Genomic DNA, 15,973 nt, shown 5'->3' with positions numbered 1-15,973 from the left:
GCCCTGGAGGGCCGCGCCGAACTGACCGTCGGCACCGTGGCGGTCGGGCCGCACGCGTGACGCGCCGCCCTCCTCGTCAGGTCAGCTCATGGCCGGTCGTGCTGTCGACGTTGCCGGGAAGCTCGCCCTCGTGCCGGTCACCGGTCGAGCTGGTACCGGACGGCTCGAACATCAGGACGGAGCCGCCGGTCGAGGTGGGCCGGTGCTCGGTGCCCTTGGGTACGACGAAGGTGTCGCCCTTGCGCAGCTCGACGGTGGACTCGGTGCCGTCGGCCGCGCGCAGCGCGATGTCGAACCGCCCGTCGAGGACGAGGAAGAACTCGTCCGTGTCCTCGTGCACGTGCCACACATGGTCGCCCAGGGTGTGCGCGATGCGGACGTCGTAGTCGTTCATACGGGCGACGATGCGCGGACTGTAGACGTCGTCGAAGGAGGCGAGGGCTTCGGTGATGTTGACGGGCTTCTTCGCGATGGCATCCATGGGCCGATTCTGCGCGCCGACGGGCCGCCGTGTCGCGCGTATTCGCAGCGGCTCAGACGGCCGCGAGCGCCCCCAGGACGACACCGGCCAGCGCCCCCGCGATCATGAACGGCCCGAAGGGGATCGTGCTCCGGCGGCTCGCGCGGCGCAGGGCGACCAGCCCGAGCCCGTACAGCGAGCCGAACAGGAAGCCGGCGAACGCGCCCGCGAAGAGCACGCCCCAGCCGTACCAGCCGAGCACGACCCCGAGCGCGAGCGCGAGTTTCACGTCCCCGAACCCCATGCCGCCGGGGTGGATCAGGAACAGCACGAAGTACGCGCCGCCCAGCACGAGTCCGCCCAGCAGGGCCGTGGCCCACGCCCCGCCGGCCCGCGGCGACAGCCCGGCCACCCCCAGCAGGGCGGCGGCCGCGCCGGCCAGCGGCAACGTCAGCCGGTCCGGCAGCCGGCGCACCCTCAGGTCGACCAGGGCCAGCAGCACGGCGAACGGCGCCAGCATCAGCCAGGCCGCCAGCTCCGGCCGCGCGCCCGTCGCCGCGGCGAGAACGGCGCAGGCCGCCGCGGTGACGAGCGGTGCCGCGAGCCGCGCCGGGACGGGAGCCGCGCAGCAGGCGCCACCGAGCCACCCGCGCCCCGGCCCCGCGTACACGTGCCCCGCCGGGCAGGCGTCCCGCCATGGCTCGCCCGCCCCCACGGACAGCCGGTACGCCGCCCGCGGGCACAGCAGGCCGGCGCCCGCACCCCACAGGGCGGCGACGACGATCAGCGCTGCGTCCACGCCCCGAGCGTAAGCCGGACGCGACTACGGTGGAGGCCATGCGACGAGGACGCCGATGGCGTGACGGAACAGGGACGTTGACGGTCGACGGCCGTCCCGTCGCCGAGGTCGAGATAGCCGCCACGTACCGGGCCCGGCGCCGCGGCCTCCTCGGCCGCGACGGCATCGAGGGCGCGATGCTCCTGACCCCCTGCGGCAGCGTCCACTCGGTGGGGATGCGCTTCACCATCGACGTGGCCTACCTCGACCGTGACCTGCGCGTCCTCAGCGTCCGCACCATGCCCCCCGGCCGCGTGGGCCTGCCGCGACCGCGGGCCCGCCATGTGCTCGAGGCGGCGGCGGGGGCCCTGGCGAGGTGGGGGGTACGGCGGGGCGTCACGCTCACGATCACCGTTCCGTCCTGACGCGCCCGGCACCGTAGGGGCGTTCACCTGCCCGGTGCTCGGACGGTACGCGCGGCGCGGAGGCGCAGCACTGAGCGTGACCGTCTCACTCCCTCGGGAACGACACCTCGACGCGGCGGTTCTTCCGGCGGCCCTCCTCCGACGTGTTGCTCGCGATCGGATAGTCCTCGCCGTAGCCCCGGATCTCGTACGTGATCCCCTCGGCGCTCAACTGCTGTGACAGCACGCTGTGCACGGCGTCGGCGCGCTCCTTCGACAGCTTGTCGCCGTGCGCCTCGGTGCCGAGGTCGTCCGTGAAGCCGAACACACGGATCTTCTTGGCATTCTGCTTCTTGATCTCGGCGGCGATCGCCGAGATGCGGGACGTGGCCTCGCCGGAGAGCTTGGCGCTGTCCTTCCCGAAGAGGACCTCGGCCTGGAGGGCGAACTTGATGTCCGAGTTCGTCTCCTCGCGGCGCTCCTCACCGCTGATGTCCTCGACGACGGACTTGATGTCGATGACCTTCGGGTCGGCCAGCGTCGCGCCCTCGGGGAGCTTCAGGTCCGAGTCGTTGGCGTCGACCTTCACGGGCGCCTCGGCAGGCGGCGCCGCGTAGGGGCCGTCGTCGGCGAAGGCGCTGCCGCCGGCGAGAAGGCCGGCGGAAAGCGCCCCGGCGAGGACGACGGCGGTCACGGTGGTCCTGGTCGCGGGGCGCATCAGGACAACTCGATCGTGGTGCTGGGGAAGCCGGGGAACTGGAGAGCGAGTTGTGTGGTGCCCGCCGGTGGCGCGGGGAACTGGGCAAAGAAGGTGAGGGAGTCGCCGGGCTCCATACGCGTGCGGTATGCGTAGGTGGTGAGGGGTCGGTTGTCCGTGTCGCGCAGCACGTAGTACCGCTTCTTACCGGCCGAGTCGACAAGGGTCATGCCGGCAAACGAGCGACCGGTAGCTGCGACGGACTGCTCCAAGCCGCTCCACTGGACGGGGGTGGTGAACTGCTCCGCCCCGGTGTTCTTAATGACGCCGTCCAGGGTCAAGAAGCCGCCCTCGTCCCTTCGTGCCGAGAACACGGACATCTCCACCCCCTTGTCGCCCTTGACCGTTGCGATGGGCTCGCTCGGTGTACTGGGTGCCGACTCCGGTGTGGAACTGGCCTTGTCTTCACCCTTGGATCCGGTGGGTGCTGATGACGACGAACCCTTCGGGTTCGCCTCGTCGCCGCCACCGCCACAGGCCGACAGAGTGAGGATCAAGGCGGACGACAACACAGCTGCCGCAGCCCGGCGCCTGTTCCTCATACGCCGCTTGCTCATCAATCCTGTTCCTTTGCGTTCATCGGCTCAGTCCTCGGCCAGTCGGACGGTGAAAAGGTCTGCCATGTCGGGCAGCAAATCGGGCTCTTCGGGGTCGATGACCCACTCGTCGGAGTCACAGAGCAGCTTGCCCGGTAAGGGCTTCTGCTCGTCGGCATCGTCTCCTTCGCCGGGTTGCGTGGGCACGCTCTCCCCAGGCGTAAAGGTGCAGCGTGGTTCCACGACGGCGGTGGCACGTGCCGTGGCGTGCTTGCTGCCGGTTCCCTCGATGATGCTGTCGCCCATCGACTCCCCGGACTCGACGTTGACGGTGAAGCCCCATCGGCCGTCGCTCAGCGGCGTACAGCTGCCGGCCACGGCTTCGTTCCGGGCGGCGAAGTCGGCCGCACGCGCGCAGCCGTCCGGGGTGTCTGTCGGCAACCGGCCGTCAAGGATGAGCTCCAGGTCTTCGATGAGGGCCGTCAATTCAAGCTGGTCCCTGGAATCCTGGGCCGCTGCCAGGGCGGCGGCGTCGGCCGCGGTCTGCGTGCCGTTGCGGGTCACATCGGCTTGGCCGAATGCCAGGTACACAAGGACGAGAAAGAGAAGGCCGACCACGGCTGCCATGTAGAGCGGGGTCGCCTGGCCGTTATCGTCCGGCCCAGGAAAGCTCAGCCGCCGCCACCACCGCCGAGAACCGAATTGATCTTTTCGGTGAACGTGTTCGCGATCTCGGCGCCCATGTTCGTGTTCAGCAGCAGCACCACGATCGCCACCACCAGAATCGTGATCCCGACGTACTCGATCGACCCCTGCCCCCGATCGTCGCGGAGTCCGTCCCGGCGGAGTCCGATCGCAGCCGCGACCTTGTGCAGGCCGAAGTCCCTCATGGCGTACCCCTCGTTCCCCTTCGACGGACCGCTGGTTCATGTCGGTCCGGCCTCCCTCGCCGCTGATCACTCCATGGAGTCCCCCGGCTACGCCGGGCCTCCGAGGAGAATCTCCCACATTCGCTTGCGTGAGCGAAGACCGTTGGTCGAATCGCTCGTGAACCCTTCACCGTGGCAACCTCACCCGTCAGCCTCCGAAGATCGCGCCGAAGTCCACGTCGGCCGCGTAGTAGAAGCCCGCCACGATCAGGATCATCGTGCCGGGCAGCATGAAGCTCGTGACGATCAGCGTCGCCTTCGGGACCGCCTTCGCCGCCTTCCGTCTCGCGTTCTGGGCGTCCGTCCTGCGCATGTCGTTGGCGATCTGGATCAGGGTGTCGACGATGGGGGCGCCCAGTTCCTCGCCCTGCTGGAGCGCCGAGACGAACATGGAGACCTGCTCCGACTCGTTGCGGCGGCGCAGCTGTTCGAAGGCCTCGCGCCGGCCCATGCCCATGTCCATCTGCCGGAGCGTGATGCGCAGTTCGTCCGACCAGGGGCCCTCGTACTTCTCCGCGACGCGCTCCAGGGCCTGGCGGAAGCCGAGGCCGGCGGAGACGACGACGGCCAGTACGTCGAGGAAGTCCGGCAGGGTGCGTTCGATGTCGTCCCGGCGGCGGGCGATGGCCGCCCGGAGCAGGACGTCCGTCCAGAACAGGCCGTAAAACAGGAACAGGACGGCGAGGACGACCTGCCCGTTCATGAGCATCCCGAAGGCGACGAGCCCGCCGAGAACCCCGTAGACGGCGCGGCGGGCCGCGTACCGGTCGACCGTCAGGCCGCCGGGGTTGCCGGCCATGTCGAGCCTGCGGCGGACGCGGTCGACGTGGCGCGGGCCCATCAGGCGCTGGACCGAGGGGGCCCAGCGCATGCCGAGGCGGTCGATGGCCATGCCCGGATAGCTGGTGCGGGTGGCGCCGACCTCCAGGGCGATGGCGAGGTCGCCGGGGAGCTTGGCCTCCGCCCGGTACATGCGTATGCCGAGGAAGACGCCGACGACGGCGACGCCGGTCACGGCGGCCAGGGCCAGTCCGAGCATGTGGGTCTCCTCCCTTCTGGTCAGGTCTCAGATGCGGACGCGGGTGAGCCGGTTGATGAGGATGAAGCCGAGTGCGTACAGCCCGGCCGCGACCAGTACGGCGACGCGGCCCCCGAGTGCGCCGGTCATGTCCTCCAGTGCCCCGTCCCGCATGCCGTTGATGACGAGCAGGAAGCCGAGGCCGAGCACCGGGACGGCCACCGCCGTGACCTTGACCTGCGAGAGGAGGGTGGTGACTTCCCGCCGGGTCTCCTTGCGTTCCTCCAGGGTCTCGGTGAGGTTGCGCAGTGAGGTGACGATGGTGCCGCCCGCACGGTTGGACAGGATCAGGGTGGACACGAGCACGGTGAGTTCGCGTGACGGGAGGCGTTCGGCGAGGTCGCCGAGCGCGTCGTCGAGGGAGCGGCCGAGCGCCAGTTGGTCGGCGACGCGGCGCAGCTCCTCTCGCGCCGGGTCGTCGAGCTCCTCCACGGCCATGCCGATCGCGGTGCGCAGGGCGAGCCCGGCCTGGGTGGCATTGGCGAGTACCCGGGTGAGTTCGGGGAGCTGGCTGATGAACGCCTCGGTGCGTTTGGCCCGCTGCCAGTTCAAAAAGCCGTTCGCGCCCCAGACGCCGATCAGGACGGCGAGCAGGCCGAAGAAGGGCGCGAAGACCGAGCCGACGACGAAGTAGAGCGCCAGCAGGGCGGCGACGACGTAGACGGCGTACTCCCCGGCGGTCAGTTCCAGGCCGGTCGCGGAGATGTTCCGCTCGATGCGCCGGCCGAGCCGGGTGCCGCGCAGCCTGCGGTCAACTCCCGCGAAGCGGCGCCGGCGGCCGCTCTCGAGGGCGAGCGGTCCGGACTGCGACATGCGGTCGACGAGGGCCTGGCGTTGTGCCTGGCCCACCGACCAGGAGCGCACGCCGAGGACGGCGAGTACGCAGCCGAGCAGCGTGACGCCGAGGGTCACCAGGGGCAGGTTCATCGCGGGCGGTGCCCTTCCGGTGAGTGGCCGGTGCGTGGGTCGGGCACCGGGCTCAGGCCCGGTGGCACCCGGGTGGCGAGTTCCAGTTGCGACTCGCCGACGCCGAAGGCGGGCGGGATCGCCTCGCCCGCCATGTAGAGGCGTTCCGCGACCCGCCGGGGCAGCGGGAAGTACCGGAACCTGCCGTGCACGCGCCCGTCCCCGGCCGGCGGTTCCGCCTCGAAGCGGCAGACGGTGACGAAGCGGTAGTCCTCGCGGCCGTACGAGTCGACGACGGCGATCTCGGTGATCCGGCGTGCCCCGTCCGCGTGCCGGGTGAGCTGGACGATGACGTCGACGGCGCTGTTGATCTGGTCGTGGATGGCCACGAACGGGAGCTCGACCTCGGACATGGAGCTCAGCGTCTGGAGCCGCATCAGCGCGTCCTCCGCGCTGTTGGCGTGGACGGTGGCGAGCGAGCCGTCGTGGCCGGTCGACATGGCCTGGAGCATGTCGAGGGTCTCCCCGCCGCGGACCTCGCCGACGATGATGCGGTCGGGGCGCATGCGCAGGGAGTTGCGTACGAGGTCGCGGATGGTGATGCGGCCCTTGCCCTCGACGTTGGCGGGGCGGGACTCCAGGGTGATCACATGGGTCTGCTGGAGCCGGAGCTCGGCGGAGTCCTCGATGGTGACGATGCGTTCGCCGTCCGGGATGAGGCCGGACAGGGCGTTGAGGAGGGTGGTCTTGCCGGTGCCGGTCGCGCCGGAGACGATCACGTTGAACTTGGCGCGCACCAGGCCCGCGAGCAGCAGCAGGATGTGCTCGTCGAGGGACCCGAGGCCGATCATCTCCTGGAGGGTGAAGGCGCGCGGGAAGCGGCGGATGGTCAGCACCGGGCCGGTCAGGGAGAGCGGCGGGATGATGACGTTGACGCGCTCACCGCTGGGGAGCCGGGCGTCGACCATGGGGTTCGCCTCGTCGACGCGGCGGTTGACGGTGGAGACGATGCGCTCGATGGTCTGCATCAGCTGCTCGGTGGAGGAGAACCGCAGCGGCAGCTGCTCGAGCCGGCCGTCGCGTTCGACGAAGACCTGCTCGGGGCCGTTCACCATGATCTCGCTGATGGACGCGTCCTCGAGGAGCGGTTCGAGGATGCCGAGGCCGAGCGCCTCGTCGACGACCCGCCTGATGAGGTGGGAGCGCTCGCCGGTCGACAGGACGGGGCCCTCGCGGCTGATGATGTGGCCGAGCACGCGCTCCAGGCGGACGCGGCGTTCGGCGGCGGCGAGGGTGGACATCTCCGCGAGGTCGATCTCCTCGAGGAGCTTGGCCCGGTAGACGCCGACGAGCCGGCTCTCCTCGCTCTGGCCGTTCGCCGGCTCGGGGCCGTCGATGCGCTGGATGCGTGCGCGCAGGCTCATCGTGTCGACTCCCTGTCGAGGGGCATGGTGGCGGACTTGGTGACGGTGCCGAAGCTGATGCCGGGGACCACGCCGGGAATGGTGACCGTCACGTCGGCGGTGACCGCGTCGCCGTCCCGGCCGGTGGCGACGGAGGCGTCGAGCCAGGAGCTGAGCGCCTGCTGCCCCGCGGCCTGGGGACTGGTCGTCGCCTCGTCCTGCGCGGCCACCCGCGCCGCCGCGCGGGCCGCGGTGCCGGCCTGCTGGGCCGCGTACACGGCGAGGCCCACCTGCACCGCGATCGTCATCACGAAGAGCAGCAGGAACAGCCAGCCGCCGTATTCGACGGCGCTCTGGCCGCGGTCGTCCCGGAGGTCCCGGCGTCTCATGGCTCGGCCCTCCACTCGGCCGCCGCGCCCGCCCGGCCCTTGACCGTGATCGGGAGGTTGACGCCGGGGAACAGCAGCGGCACCTCCAAGGAGACCTCGGCCTTGTACAGGTCGCCGTCCGGCCCGCACGTGACGGCCGCCGACCAGCCGCCGGTCAGGTCCTCCTCCGCTGCCGCCGCGCAGGCCGCCGCGCCGCCGCCCTCCGCCCGCGTCCCCGCGGCCACCGCCTTGTCCGCCGCGTTGCCCGCGAGCACGAACGTGTAGCCGACGAGTGCCGACTGCCACAGGACGGCCAGTGTCACCAGGATGATCGGCACCATGCCGGTGAACTCGATCACCGACTGGCCCCGGTCGTCCCGTATGCGCGGGGCGGGCGTCTTCATTTCGTGCGCCCGTGCCGGCGTCCGGCCCCGAAGCGGCTCTGCTTCGTGTCCCCCTGCACGTCCTTGACCAGCCCGAGCTCGCCCGCGAGGGCCCACATGGCCTGTTTGACGGAGGACTTGGCCTCGAGGTCCTGCATACGGCCCGCGTCGACGGCGCCCTGGAGCTCCTTGAAATTGGCGGGGATCGCCGTGCGCGCCACCCTCGTGGAGGTGATCTTCGAGACGAGCTGCGGCTGGATCTCCGTGGTCCGCGTGTGGCGGTTCACGACGGTGATCGTCTCCTCCGCCTTGCGGATCTGGAGCCGGTCCCAGAGCCGCACCATCCGCTTGGTGGCCCGTACGGTCACCACGTCCGGCAGCGTCAGCAGCAGAGTGGTGTCGGCCGACTCGATGGCGGCGGCGTTGGCGGTGTTGACCTGGGTGCCGCAGTCGACGACCACCGTCTCGTAACGCTGCCGCAGGGCGCCGAGGGTCTGCCGGACGAGGCGGTCGCTGACGTCCTCCGCGCGTTCGCCCTCCGCGGGGGCGAGGAGGAGGGCCACGCCCGTCTCGTGGTTGAAGACGGCGTCCTGGAGGACCCGCGCGCCGATGTCCCGGATGGCGGCGAGGTCCACGATGGAGCGACGGAACTGGACGTCCAGGTACGAGGCGACGTCACCGCCCTGGAGGTCGAGGTCGACGAGGGCGACGGAGTGACCGGAGGCCGCCGACGCCAGGGCGAGCTGGATCGCCGTGACGGTCGTGCCGACGCCGCCCTTGGCGCCGCTCACGGTGACGACGGTGCCGCCCGGGCCGCCGAACGCCGCCTCGGGACCGTGGCCGAGGTGCCGGCGTACGCCCGCAGCCCAGCCGGCCGCGGCCTGGACGCGCTGCGCCAGTTCCTCGTACACGAGAGGAAGGGCGACGAGGCCGCGGGCGCCGGAGTCCATGGCCGCCGAGTACAGGCCCGGGCTGGTGTCGGCGGTGACGAGCACGACGCCGACGGCCGGGAAGCGCAGGGCGACGTCCCGGATCAGCTCGAGGGCGGGCAGCGGCCCGATGCGTTCGTGGACCAGGACGACTTCCGGGAGTTCGTCGAGCGACTCGGCGGCGAGCCGGGCCAGCATGTCGACGAGCGAGGTGGAGTCGCCGACCGGCGGTGCCGGTTCCGCGTCGGGGAGCCGGCCCAGCAGGCTCACGACGGACCGGGCGGCGTCGGGGTCGCCGACGGCGGGGAGGATACGCGTCGTCATCCGGCCCTCACTTGTTCTTGTCTTCTGAGAGGTCGTAGCTGCCGTCGCCGGGCCGCAGGGTGGTGGGGCTCCCGTCGGGCAGCAGGGCCAGGCGCACATGTTCGGCGAAGGACTCGGCGTAGGCGACGCGCTGGGCATCGGCCGTGTTCAGCGCGAAGGTGATGGGCACCGCCTCGCGGGGGGTGTTGGTACGGTCGCCGCTCCTGCGTTCGAGGGCGGTGAGCTCCCCGACGTCGATGACCTTGGCGTTGGCGACGATGAGCCGGGACTGGTCGGTGCCGGAGTCGTCCTGCGCGGCGAAGGTGGCGAAGATGTTGACCAGGTTCCCCGGCCGGATCTTTCCGGCCACGCCGGTCGCCGCGTCGATCATGATGGCGATCTCCTGCTGGCCGCTCTCCAGCGCCGGCTTCTGCACGATCATGTCGCTCTGGAGCAGTGATCCGCTGCGCAGTTCCGTCACGGCGATCTTGCCCCGCAGTACGCCGAGGTCGGTCACCGCGCTCCGGGACAGCCAGCGTTCGGGTATCGAGACCTTCTCGAACTGCCTTGCGTCGAGCGGCGTGTAGGGGGCTATGTCGCTCTTGACGCGGTAGGCGGTGGTCTCGGGTCCGACCTTCGAGTTCACGTCGGCGATCACGGTGAGCACGCCGGCGAACGCGGCGATGCCGCAGACGACCGAGAGCAGAATCAGGAGAACGCCGCGGCGCTGCCGTGAATTCATGGGTGGGACGACCTCGTTCGATGACGTGGGACGAATGGGGCGGACGGTGCGGGTGCAACAGGCACGGCGAGGGCGGTCGGTGCGGTGGGCGACGCGGCCGAGGCGGCCGCCGGGGTGGTGGTCACAGCAGGCAGCCGGTGGTGGCCGTTCATGACCCCGCGGTCAGCGCCCTGGTCGCCCCGGTGCGGCTCGAGGCGGCCGTGAGCGGGGCGGAGCAGAAGCCGCAGCGGTCACCGATGAGTTGGATGCCGCACCATGTGCACACCTCTCGCCGTACGGATGAGACCAGTTGGTAGAGGACCGAGATGTCGGGGAGGAACGCGGCGAACTCGATCAGCCGTCCCGTCCCCCACCAGCGCGCCGAGTCCTCGGGCAGCGGGACCTCGTGGAGCTGCTGCACGCGCCAGGCCGGGGCGAGGGTGCCGGTCACCCACTCCGACTGGAGCTGCCCTCTGGCGAGGATCAGCTGCGTGGCGAAGTCGGGCCCTGCCAGGTGGCCGCCCCCGCCGACCTTGACCATCTGGGGCCGTGGGCCGGCCAGCACACCGAACTGGGTGCCCGGCATCCACGACCTGGCGTGGGAGGTGAGGCTCACCGGGATGCGGTCGAGCCTGGCGACGGAGCCGAGCAGGGCGCCGGCGTAGATGTAGTGGGAGAGGAGCCGGGCGGCGGAGGCGATGACCCCGGCGCCGAAGTCGCAGATCGACAGCTGCCTCAGCTGCCGGGCGAGTACGGCGACGCCGAGCGGCGGCAGGTCAAGCTTGAGAAGGGCGATGCGGTCGCTCTCCAGCACGGCGCGGACCGTGTGCAGCCGGCGCTGGTGGGCGGCGGGGAGCGAGGCGGGGTAGAGGCCGACGACGTAACCGTGCTGCTCCAGCAGGACGCTCATGTCGCTGAGTGCGGCGTCGAGGGGCACCTCGTCCGGCGGGTGGAGCAGGGCGGCGGTGGGCGTCTGTTGATCGGTGGGCGGTAGCACCAGGTCGGCGCTGGTGACTGCTATTGCGGTCGGCACGCTCGTTCCCCGTTCAGCTCCGGACACCGGGGTGTCCGGCGGCCGCAGATCCCTACTGCTCCGTGCTCCTGCTGCTGGTGCTCGCTACTCCGTGTTCCTGCATGAGCACTCTAGCCACCACCACCCGGGCAGTGAACACCGTTCCGGGGACCAATCACTGCCAGAGGTCTTGACAACCTGATTGGTCTGGACCAGTTTTTACGCCCAACGGTGGCCACCGTCCGCAAGCCCCATCCCCACCCCCCAACTCCCCCACCGGAGGCCGCAAGTGGACCGCACCACACGCTCACGGAGATGGCCGGGTCCGTCCTGGAACCGCCCGGCGCGATCCGGCAGGAGGGCCCTGGGCGCCGGCCTGGCGCTCGCGGTCGGCACCGGGCTGACGCTCATGGGCACCGCCGGGACCGCGCAGGCCGCCGACGTCAACGTCGCGAAGAACGCCGGCTTCGAGTCGGGCCTCACCAACTGGTCCTGCTCCGGCGGCAGCGGCGCCGCCGTCTCCTCCCCGGTGCACAGCGGCGCCTCCGCGCTGAAGGCGACGCCCGCCGGCCAGGACAACGCCAAGTGCTCGCAGAGCGTCGCGGTCCGGCCGAACTCGACGTACTCGCTGAGCGCGTGGGTGCAGGGCAGCTACGTGTACCTGGGGGCGAGCGGCACCGGGACGACGGACGTGTCCACCTGGACCCCGGGCGGCAGCAGCTGGACGAAGCTCACCACGTCCTTCACCACGGGCGCCAACACCACGTCGGTGACCGTCTACACCCACGGCTGGTACGGCCAGGCCGCCTACTACGCCGACGACGTGAACGTCTTCGGCCCCGACGGCGGTGGCGGCACCGACCCGGACCCGGTGGTCCCGTCGGCGCCCGCGGCGCCCACGGTCGGCGCGGTGACGTCTTCCTCCGTGGCCCTCAGCTGGGGCGCGGTCTCCGGCGCGACCGGCTACAACGTCTACCGTGACGGCGCCAGGGTCCAGTCCGTCTCCGGTACGTCGGCGACGGTGACCGGCCTCTCCGCGGACACCTCGTACCAGTTCCAGGTCACGGCCACGAACACGGCGGGCGAATCGGCCAAGTCGGCCGCGGTCACCGGCAGGACCGGCCCGACGGGCGGCAACCCGGGCAACCCCGCGGTGCCGAAGCACGCGCTGACGGGCTACTGGCAGAACTTCAACAACGGCGCCACCGTGCAGAAGCTGCGCGACGTGCAGGCGCAGTACGACATCATCGCGGTGTCGTTCGCCGACTCCACCACCACACCGGGCCAGATCGTCTTCAACCTCGACCCGGCGGTGGGATACGCATCCGTCGCCGACTTCAAGGCGGACATCGCCGCGAAGAAGGCCGCGGGCAAGTCCGTGATCATCTCGGTCGGCGGTGAGAAGGGCAACGTCACCATCAACAGTGACGCGTCCGCCACGGCCTTCGCGAACAGCGCCTACGCGCTGATGCAGGAGTACGGCTTCGGCGGGGTCGACATCGACCTGGAGCACGGCATCAACTCGACGTACCTGACCAAGGCGCTGCGCCAGCTGTCGCAGAAGGCGGGTTCGTCGCTGGTGCTGACGATGGCGCCGCAGACCATCGACATGCAGAACACCGGCACGGAGTACTTCAAGACCGCGCTGGCCGTGAAGGACATCCTCACCGTCGTCAACATGCAGTACTACAACAGCGGCTCGATGCTGGGCTGCGACGGCAAGGTGTACTCGCAGGGATCGGTCGACTTCCTGACCGCGCTTGCCTGCATCCAGCTCGAGGGCGGCCTCGACGCCTCCCAGGTCGGCCTCGGCGTCCCGGCCTCCACCCGCGGCGCGGGAAGCGGCTACGTCGACCCGTCGATCGTGAAGAACGCGCTCGACTGCCTCACCCGCGGCACGAACTGCGGTTCGTTCAAGCCCGCGAAGACCTACCCCGGTCTGCGGGGCGCGATGACCTGGTCCACCAACTGGGACGCGACGGCGGGCAACGCCTGGTCCAACGCGGTCGGACCGCACGTCCACAACCTGCCGTAACCCATGGTCCCCGTACCGGGCCGTACCGCCGCTCCCCCGGTGGTACGGCCCGGTCGGTGCTTCACCGCCTCCGTGCGGACGGGTACGTCACCAGGGCAGTTCCCGCACCTGCTGGACGCACAGCACGACGAACAGCAGGCCCGCCGCGGCCAGCATCACGTTGCTGAGAACGCCGTTGCGCCACTCGGCGGGAGTGCGTGAGGAGTTGAGCAGCCAGATCAGGGTGAGCGCCAGGAACGGCATGAAGAACGCGCCCAGCACGCCGTAGGCGACGACGAGGCCGAACGGCTGGTCCAGGAAGAGCAGCGTGATCGGCGGGAACGTCAGCCAGAGCAGATACGCCCTGAACGGCAGCGAGCGCTCCTTCCGGCCGGCCGCCACCTCCTCGACCGTGCCCTTGTCGACGGGAACGCCCTTGCGGTCGAGCTGGAGCCGCTCGACGAAGTCGGCGAACATCAGGCTGACGCCGTGCCACACGCCGATCAGGGACGAGAACGAGGTGGCGAAGAAGCCGACCAGGAACAGCTTGGCCGTCACCGCGCCGTACTTGTCCTCCAGGATCGCCCCGAGGTCGATCAGCCCCCTGTCGCCCTTGGTGAGGGCGAGGTGCGAGGCGTGCAGCAGTTCGGCGCCGACGATGAGCATCGCGACGACGAAGACGCCGGTGGTGATGTAGGCGACCCGGTTGTCCAGGCGCATGACCTTCATCCAGCCGGTGTTGGTCCAGCCCTTGGCGTTGACCCAGTAGCCGTACGCGGCCATGGTGATCGTGCCGCCGACACCGCCGATCAGACCGAGGGTGTAGAGCAGCGACCCGTCTGGCAGCACCGGGGCCAGGCCCGCGAACGCGGCGCCGATGTCCGGCGTGACGCGGATCGCGACGTACACCACGACCACGAACATGATGCCGATGAGCACCGTCATGACCTTCTCGAAGACGGCGTACCGGTTGAACCAGACGAAGACCAGGCCGATCAGGCCCGTGAGGACCGCCCACACCTTGAGGCCCGGGCCGTCCGGGAACAGGGCGACGATGGGCAGCGCGCTGGAGGACATCGCGGTGGCCCCGTAGACGAACCCCCAGACGACCACGTAGATGGCGAAGTAGACGGTGGTCCACTTCCCGAGGGACCGCCAGCCCTCGAAGAGGGTGCGCCCGGTCGCCAGGTGCCAGCGTCCGCACGCCTCGGCCAGCGAGATCTTGACGACGCAGCCGATGACGGCGGCCCACATCAGTGTGTATCCGAACTTGCTGCCCGCGATGAGCGTCGCGACCAGGTCTCCGGCCCCGACGCCGGTCGCCGCGACGACGATCCCGGGCCCGATGTACTTCCAGCTCGACTCGCGCGGTACGGACAGGGTCCCGTCCGCGTCCTGCTCGGTGGTGCCTGCCATGGCACAGCCGCCTTCCACTCGTCCCAGGTGATCGCTGTCACCAAAGCGCCGCGCGGGTGATCGCGCAAGGGGCAGTGCCGATCCGGCGGTTGTGAGGAACGGCCGAAGCTTTCCTTGACCCGAGCATGTCACGCCGACACGATGTGCTCGAACACCGGCACAGACCCGCACGTCGCACCTGAGCACCCCCCACAACTCCCCACCCAGGAGACAGCATGCGACTTCGCATACGTGCGAACCGGAGGAAGGCCGCCACCCTCGCGGCCGCCCTCGCGCTCGCGGTGGCCGCGCCCATCAGCGCCGGCGCCGCACCGTCACCGGACCGGCCGGCACCCGCCGCCGCCGAGGACGAGCAGATCAGGCAGTACCGGATCCACGGTCCCGACACCGTCGCCGACCGCACCGCCATCGCCCGCACCGGAGTGTCGATCGACGAGGCCGACGACCACACGGTCGTGGTCAGCGCCACCGCCGCGGAGGCACGGCGGCTGCGCGCCCTCGGACACACCCTCGAAGCACTGCCCGCGCCGCCGCGGCACCGCACGGCGGCGGACGTGAAGCCGTTCGACTTCCCGTCGGCCGACTCCCGCTACCACAACTACGCGGAGATGACGGCCGCGATCAACCAGCGCGTGGCACAGCACCCGAACATCATGAGCAAGCGGGTCATCGGCAAGAGCTACCAGGGCCGGGACATCGTCGCCATCAAGATCAGCGACAACGTGGCCACGGACGAGAACGAGCCGGAGGTCCTCTTCACCCACCACCAGCACGCCCGCGAGCACCTCACCGTCGAAATGGCGCTCTACCTGCTGCGCGAGTTCGGCGAGGACTACGGCAGCGACTCCCGGATCACGGGCGCCGTGAACGGCCGCGAGATCTGGATCGTCCCGGACCTCAACCCGGACGGCGGCGAGTACGACATCGCCACCGGTTCCTACCGCAGCTGGCGCAAGAACCGGCAGCCCAACTCCGGCTCCTCGTACGTCGGCACGGACATGAACCGCAACTGGAACTACAAGTGGGGCTGCTGCGGCGGCTCCTCGGGCTCGACCAGCTCGGAGACCTACCGCGGCAGGGCCGCCGAGTCCGCCCCCGAGGTGAAGGTCGTCGCCGACTTCGTCCGCAGCCGCGTGGTCGGCGGCAAGCAGCAGATCGCCACGGGCATCGACTTCCACACGTACAGCGAGCTGGTGCTCTGGCCGTTCGGCTGGACCAACGCCGACACCGCCCCCGGCATGACCCAGGACGACCGGGACGCCTTCGCCGCGGTCGGACGGAAGATGGCCGCGAGCAACGGCTACACCGCGGAGCAGTCGAGCGACCTCTACATCACCGACGGTTCGATCGACGACTGGCTGTGGGGCAGTCAGAAGATCTTCGGGTACACCTTCGAGATGTACCCGGCCGGCTTCGGCGGCGGCGGCTTCTACCCGCCCGACGAGGTGATCGAGCGCGAGACGAGCCGCAACCGCGACGCGGTGCTCCAACTGCTGGAGAACTCGGACTGCATGTACCGCTCCATCGGCAAGGAGCAGCAGTACTGCGCCTGACCGTTCGAGGACCGGTGCCGCGC

18 protein-coding genes are annotated in these 15,973 nt (G+C 70.3%); 3 read left to right on the top strand and 15 right to left on the bottom strand.

Features of this window, described 5'->3' with window-relative positions:
* Positions 1-76: 76 nt before the first annotated feature.
* Both ACWGH4_RS16210 and ACWGH4_RS16205 read right to left on the bottom strand, forming a co-directional pair.
* Positions 77-481 carry a cupin domain-containing protein gene (locus tag ACWGH4_RS16210; protein ID WP_441263960.1) on the bottom strand — a complete coding sequence of 135 codons (405 nt, stop codon included), beginning with the start codon at positions 479-481 and terminating at the stop codon, positions 77-79.
* Positions 482-533: 52 nt separating this feature from the next.
* Positions 534-1,259 (bottom strand): prepilin peptidase, encoded by a 726-nt coding sequence (locus ACWGH4_RS16205; RefSeq protein ID WP_453460842.1) that lies wholly within the window; start codon positions 1,257-1,259, stop codon positions 534-536.
* A 38-nt stretch (positions 1,260-1,297) separates the two neighbouring features.
* Between ACWGH4_RS16205 and ACWGH4_RS16200 the strand changes: the two genes are divergently transcribed.
* On the top strand, positions 1,298-1,663 hold the full coding sequence (locus tag ACWGH4_RS16200) for a DUF192 domain-containing protein (RefSeq protein ID WP_453460839.1): 366 nt from the start codon (positions 1,298-1,300) through the stop codon (positions 1,661-1,663).
* A gap of 85 nt (positions 1,664-1,748) precedes the next feature.
* Here ACWGH4_RS16200 and ACWGH4_RS16195 read toward each other — a convergent pair whose 3' ends face one another.
* From ACWGH4_RS16195 to ACWGH4_RS16140, 12 genes are all read right to left on the bottom strand, one after another.
* Complete coding sequence (locus ACWGH4_RS16195) at positions 1,749-2,360, bottom strand: OmpA family protein (protein WP_453460836.1); 612 nt, start codon at positions 2,358-2,360, stop codon at positions 1,749-1,751.
* Positions 2,360-2,719, bottom strand: coding sequence for a hypothetical protein (locus ACWGH4_RS16190; protein WP_453460833.1), 360 nt, complete (start codon positions 2,717-2,719; stop codon positions 2,360-2,362). Before ACWGH4_RS16190 ends, ACWGH4_RS16195 begins: the two co-directional genes overlap by 1 nt.
* A 264-nt stretch (positions 2,720-2,983) precedes the next feature.
* Positions 2,984-3,610, bottom strand: coding sequence for a pilus assembly protein TadG-related protein (locus ACWGH4_RS16185; protein WP_453460847.1), 627 nt, complete (start codon positions 3,608-3,610; stop codon positions 2,984-2,986).
* Entirely contained in the window at positions 3,607-3,825 is a 219-nt protein-coding gene (locus ACWGH4_RS16180; protein WP_453460845.1) for a hypothetical protein, read from the bottom strand. Before ACWGH4_RS16180 ends, ACWGH4_RS16185 begins: the two co-directional genes overlap by 4 nt.
* 187 nt (positions 3,826-4,012) lie before the next feature.
* On the bottom strand, positions 4,013-4,903 hold the full coding sequence (locus ACWGH4_RS16175) for a DUF5936 domain-containing protein (protein WP_453460831.1): 891 nt from the start codon (positions 4,901-4,903) through the stop codon (positions 4,013-4,015).
* Between the two features lie 27 nt (positions 4,904-4,930).
* Positions 4,931-5,869, bottom strand: coding sequence for a type II secretion system F family protein (locus ACWGH4_RS16170; RefSeq protein ID WP_453460828.1), 939 nt, complete (start codon positions 5,867-5,869; stop codon positions 4,931-4,933).
* Complete coding sequence (locus tag ACWGH4_RS16165; protein ID WP_453460825.1) at positions 5,866-7,272, bottom strand: CpaF family protein; 1,407 nt, start codon at positions 7,270-7,272, stop codon at positions 5,866-5,868. Before ACWGH4_RS16165 ends, ACWGH4_RS16170 begins: the two co-directional genes overlap by 4 nt.
* A complete protein-coding gene (locus ACWGH4_RS16160; protein ID WP_453460822.1) occupies positions 7,269-7,640 on the bottom strand; it encodes a TadE/TadG family type IV pilus assembly protein in 372 nt (123 codons plus the stop codon). Before ACWGH4_RS16160 ends, ACWGH4_RS16165 begins: the two co-directional genes overlap by 4 nt.
* Positions 7,637-8,023 (bottom strand): pilus assembly protein, encoded by a 387-nt coding sequence (locus ACWGH4_RS16155; protein WP_441263953.1) that lies wholly within the window; start codon positions 8,021-8,023, stop codon positions 7,637-7,639. Before ACWGH4_RS16155 ends, ACWGH4_RS16160 begins: the two co-directional genes overlap by 4 nt.
* Positions 8,020-9,255: an AAA family ATPase gene (locus ACWGH4_RS16150; protein ID WP_453460819.1), complete on the bottom strand. Its 1,236-nt coding sequence runs from the start codon at positions 9,253-9,255 to the stop codon at positions 8,020-8,022. Before ACWGH4_RS16150 ends, ACWGH4_RS16155 begins: the two co-directional genes overlap by 4 nt.
* Positions 9,256-9,262: 7 nt before the next feature.
* Entirely contained in the window at positions 9,263-9,976 is a 714-nt protein-coding gene (gene cpaB, locus ACWGH4_RS16145) for a Flp pilus assembly protein CpaB (protein ID WP_453460816.1), read from the bottom strand.
* A gap of 148 nt (positions 9,977-10,124) precedes the next feature.
* A complete protein-coding gene (locus ACWGH4_RS16140; protein WP_453460813.1) occupies positions 10,125-10,988 on the bottom strand; it encodes a hypothetical protein in 864 nt (287 codons plus the stop codon).
* A gap of 268 nt (positions 10,989-11,256) precedes the next feature.
* On the opposite strand from ACWGH4_RS16140, the gene ACWGH4_RS16135 reads away from it, so the two are divergent.
* The gene (locus tag ACWGH4_RS16135; RefSeq protein WP_453460811.1) at positions 11,257-13,002 is read left to right on the top strand and encodes a chitinase; all 1,746 of its coding nucleotides are present in this window, start codon (positions 11,257-11,259) and stop codon (positions 13,000-13,002) included.
* 87 nt (positions 13,003-13,089) lie between these two features.
* Here the strand turns inward: ACWGH4_RS16135 and ACWGH4_RS16130 are convergent, their stop codons facing one another.
* Complete coding sequence (locus ACWGH4_RS16130; protein ID WP_453460808.1) at positions 13,090-14,397, bottom strand: Nramp family divalent metal transporter; 1,308 nt, start codon at positions 14,395-14,397, stop codon at positions 13,090-13,092.
* A gap of 215 nt (positions 14,398-14,612) precedes the next feature.
* Between ACWGH4_RS16130 and ACWGH4_RS16125 the strand changes: the two genes are divergently transcribed.
* On the top strand, positions 14,613-15,950 hold the full coding sequence (locus tag ACWGH4_RS16125; protein ID WP_453460805.1) for a M14 family metallopeptidase: 1,338 nt from the start codon (positions 14,613-14,615) through the stop codon (positions 15,948-15,950).
* The last annotated feature ends 23 nt before the right edge of the window (positions 15,951-15,973 follow it).

Source organism: Streptomyces sp. NPDC054847, from assembly GCF_053610925.1.
The sequence above is the reverse complement of the archived record's forward strand: the minus strand, read 5'-3'. Positions and strand labels throughout refer to the sequence as shown.

Excerpts from the sequence above, each read along its gene's own strand:
- ACWGH4_RS16165 (WP_453460825.1), bottom strand. The coding sequence starts at position 7,272 with ATGAGCCTGCGCGCACGCATCCAGCGCATCGACGGCCCCGAGCCGGCG.
- ACWGH4_RS16155 (WP_441263953.1), bottom strand. The coding sequence starts at position 8,023 with ATGAAGACGCCCGCCCCGCGCATACGGGACGACCGGGGCCAGTCGGTG.
- ACWGH4_RS16200 (WP_453460839.1), top strand. The coding sequence starts at position 1,298 with ATGCGACGAGGACGCCGATGGCGTGACGGAACAGGGACGTTGACGGTC.
- ACWGH4_RS16190 (WP_453460833.1), bottom strand. The coding sequence starts at position 2,719 with ATGTCCGTGTTCTCGGCACGAAGGGACGAGGGCGGCTTCTTGACCCTG.
- ACWGH4_RS16160 (WP_453460822.1), bottom strand. The coding sequence starts at position 7,640 with ATGAGACGCCGGGACCTCCGGGACGACCGCGGCCAGAGCGCCGTCGAA.
- ACWGH4_RS16150 (WP_453460819.1), bottom strand. The coding sequence starts at position 9,255 with ATGACGACGCGTATCCTCCCCGCCGTCGGCGACCCCGACGCCGCCCGG.
- ACWGH4_RS16175 (WP_453460831.1), bottom strand. The coding sequence starts at position 4,903 with ATGCTCGGACTGGCCCTGGCCGCCGTGACCGGCGTCGCCGTCGTCGGC.
- ACWGH4_RS16170 (WP_453460828.1), bottom strand. The coding sequence starts at position 5,869 with ATGAACCTGCCCCTGGTGACCCTCGGCGTCACGCTGCTCGGCTGCGTA.
- ACWGH4_RS16130 (WP_453460808.1), bottom strand. The coding sequence starts at position 14,397 with ATGGCAGGCACCACCGAGCAGGACGCGGACGGGACCCTGTCCGTACCG.
- ACWGH4_RS16180 (WP_453460845.1), bottom strand. The coding sequence starts at position 3,825 with ATGAGGGACTTCGGCCTGCACAAGGTCGCGGCTGCGATCGGACTCCGC.
- ACWGH4_RS16210 (WP_441263960.1), bottom strand. The coding sequence starts at position 481 with ATGGATGCCATCGCGAAGAAGCCCGTCAACATCACCGAAGCCCTCGCC.
- cpaB (WP_453460816.1), bottom strand. The coding sequence starts at position 9,976 with ATGAATTCACGGCAGCGCCGCGGCGTTCTCCTGATTCTGCTCTCGGTC.
- ACWGH4_RS16125 (WP_453460805.1), top strand. The coding sequence starts at position 14,613 with ATGCGACTTCGCATACGTGCGAACCGGAGGAAGGCCGCCACCCTCGCG.
- ACWGH4_RS16195 (WP_453460836.1), bottom strand. The coding sequence starts at position 2,360 with ATGCGCCCCGCGACCAGGACCACCGTGACCGCCGTCGTCCTCGCCGGG.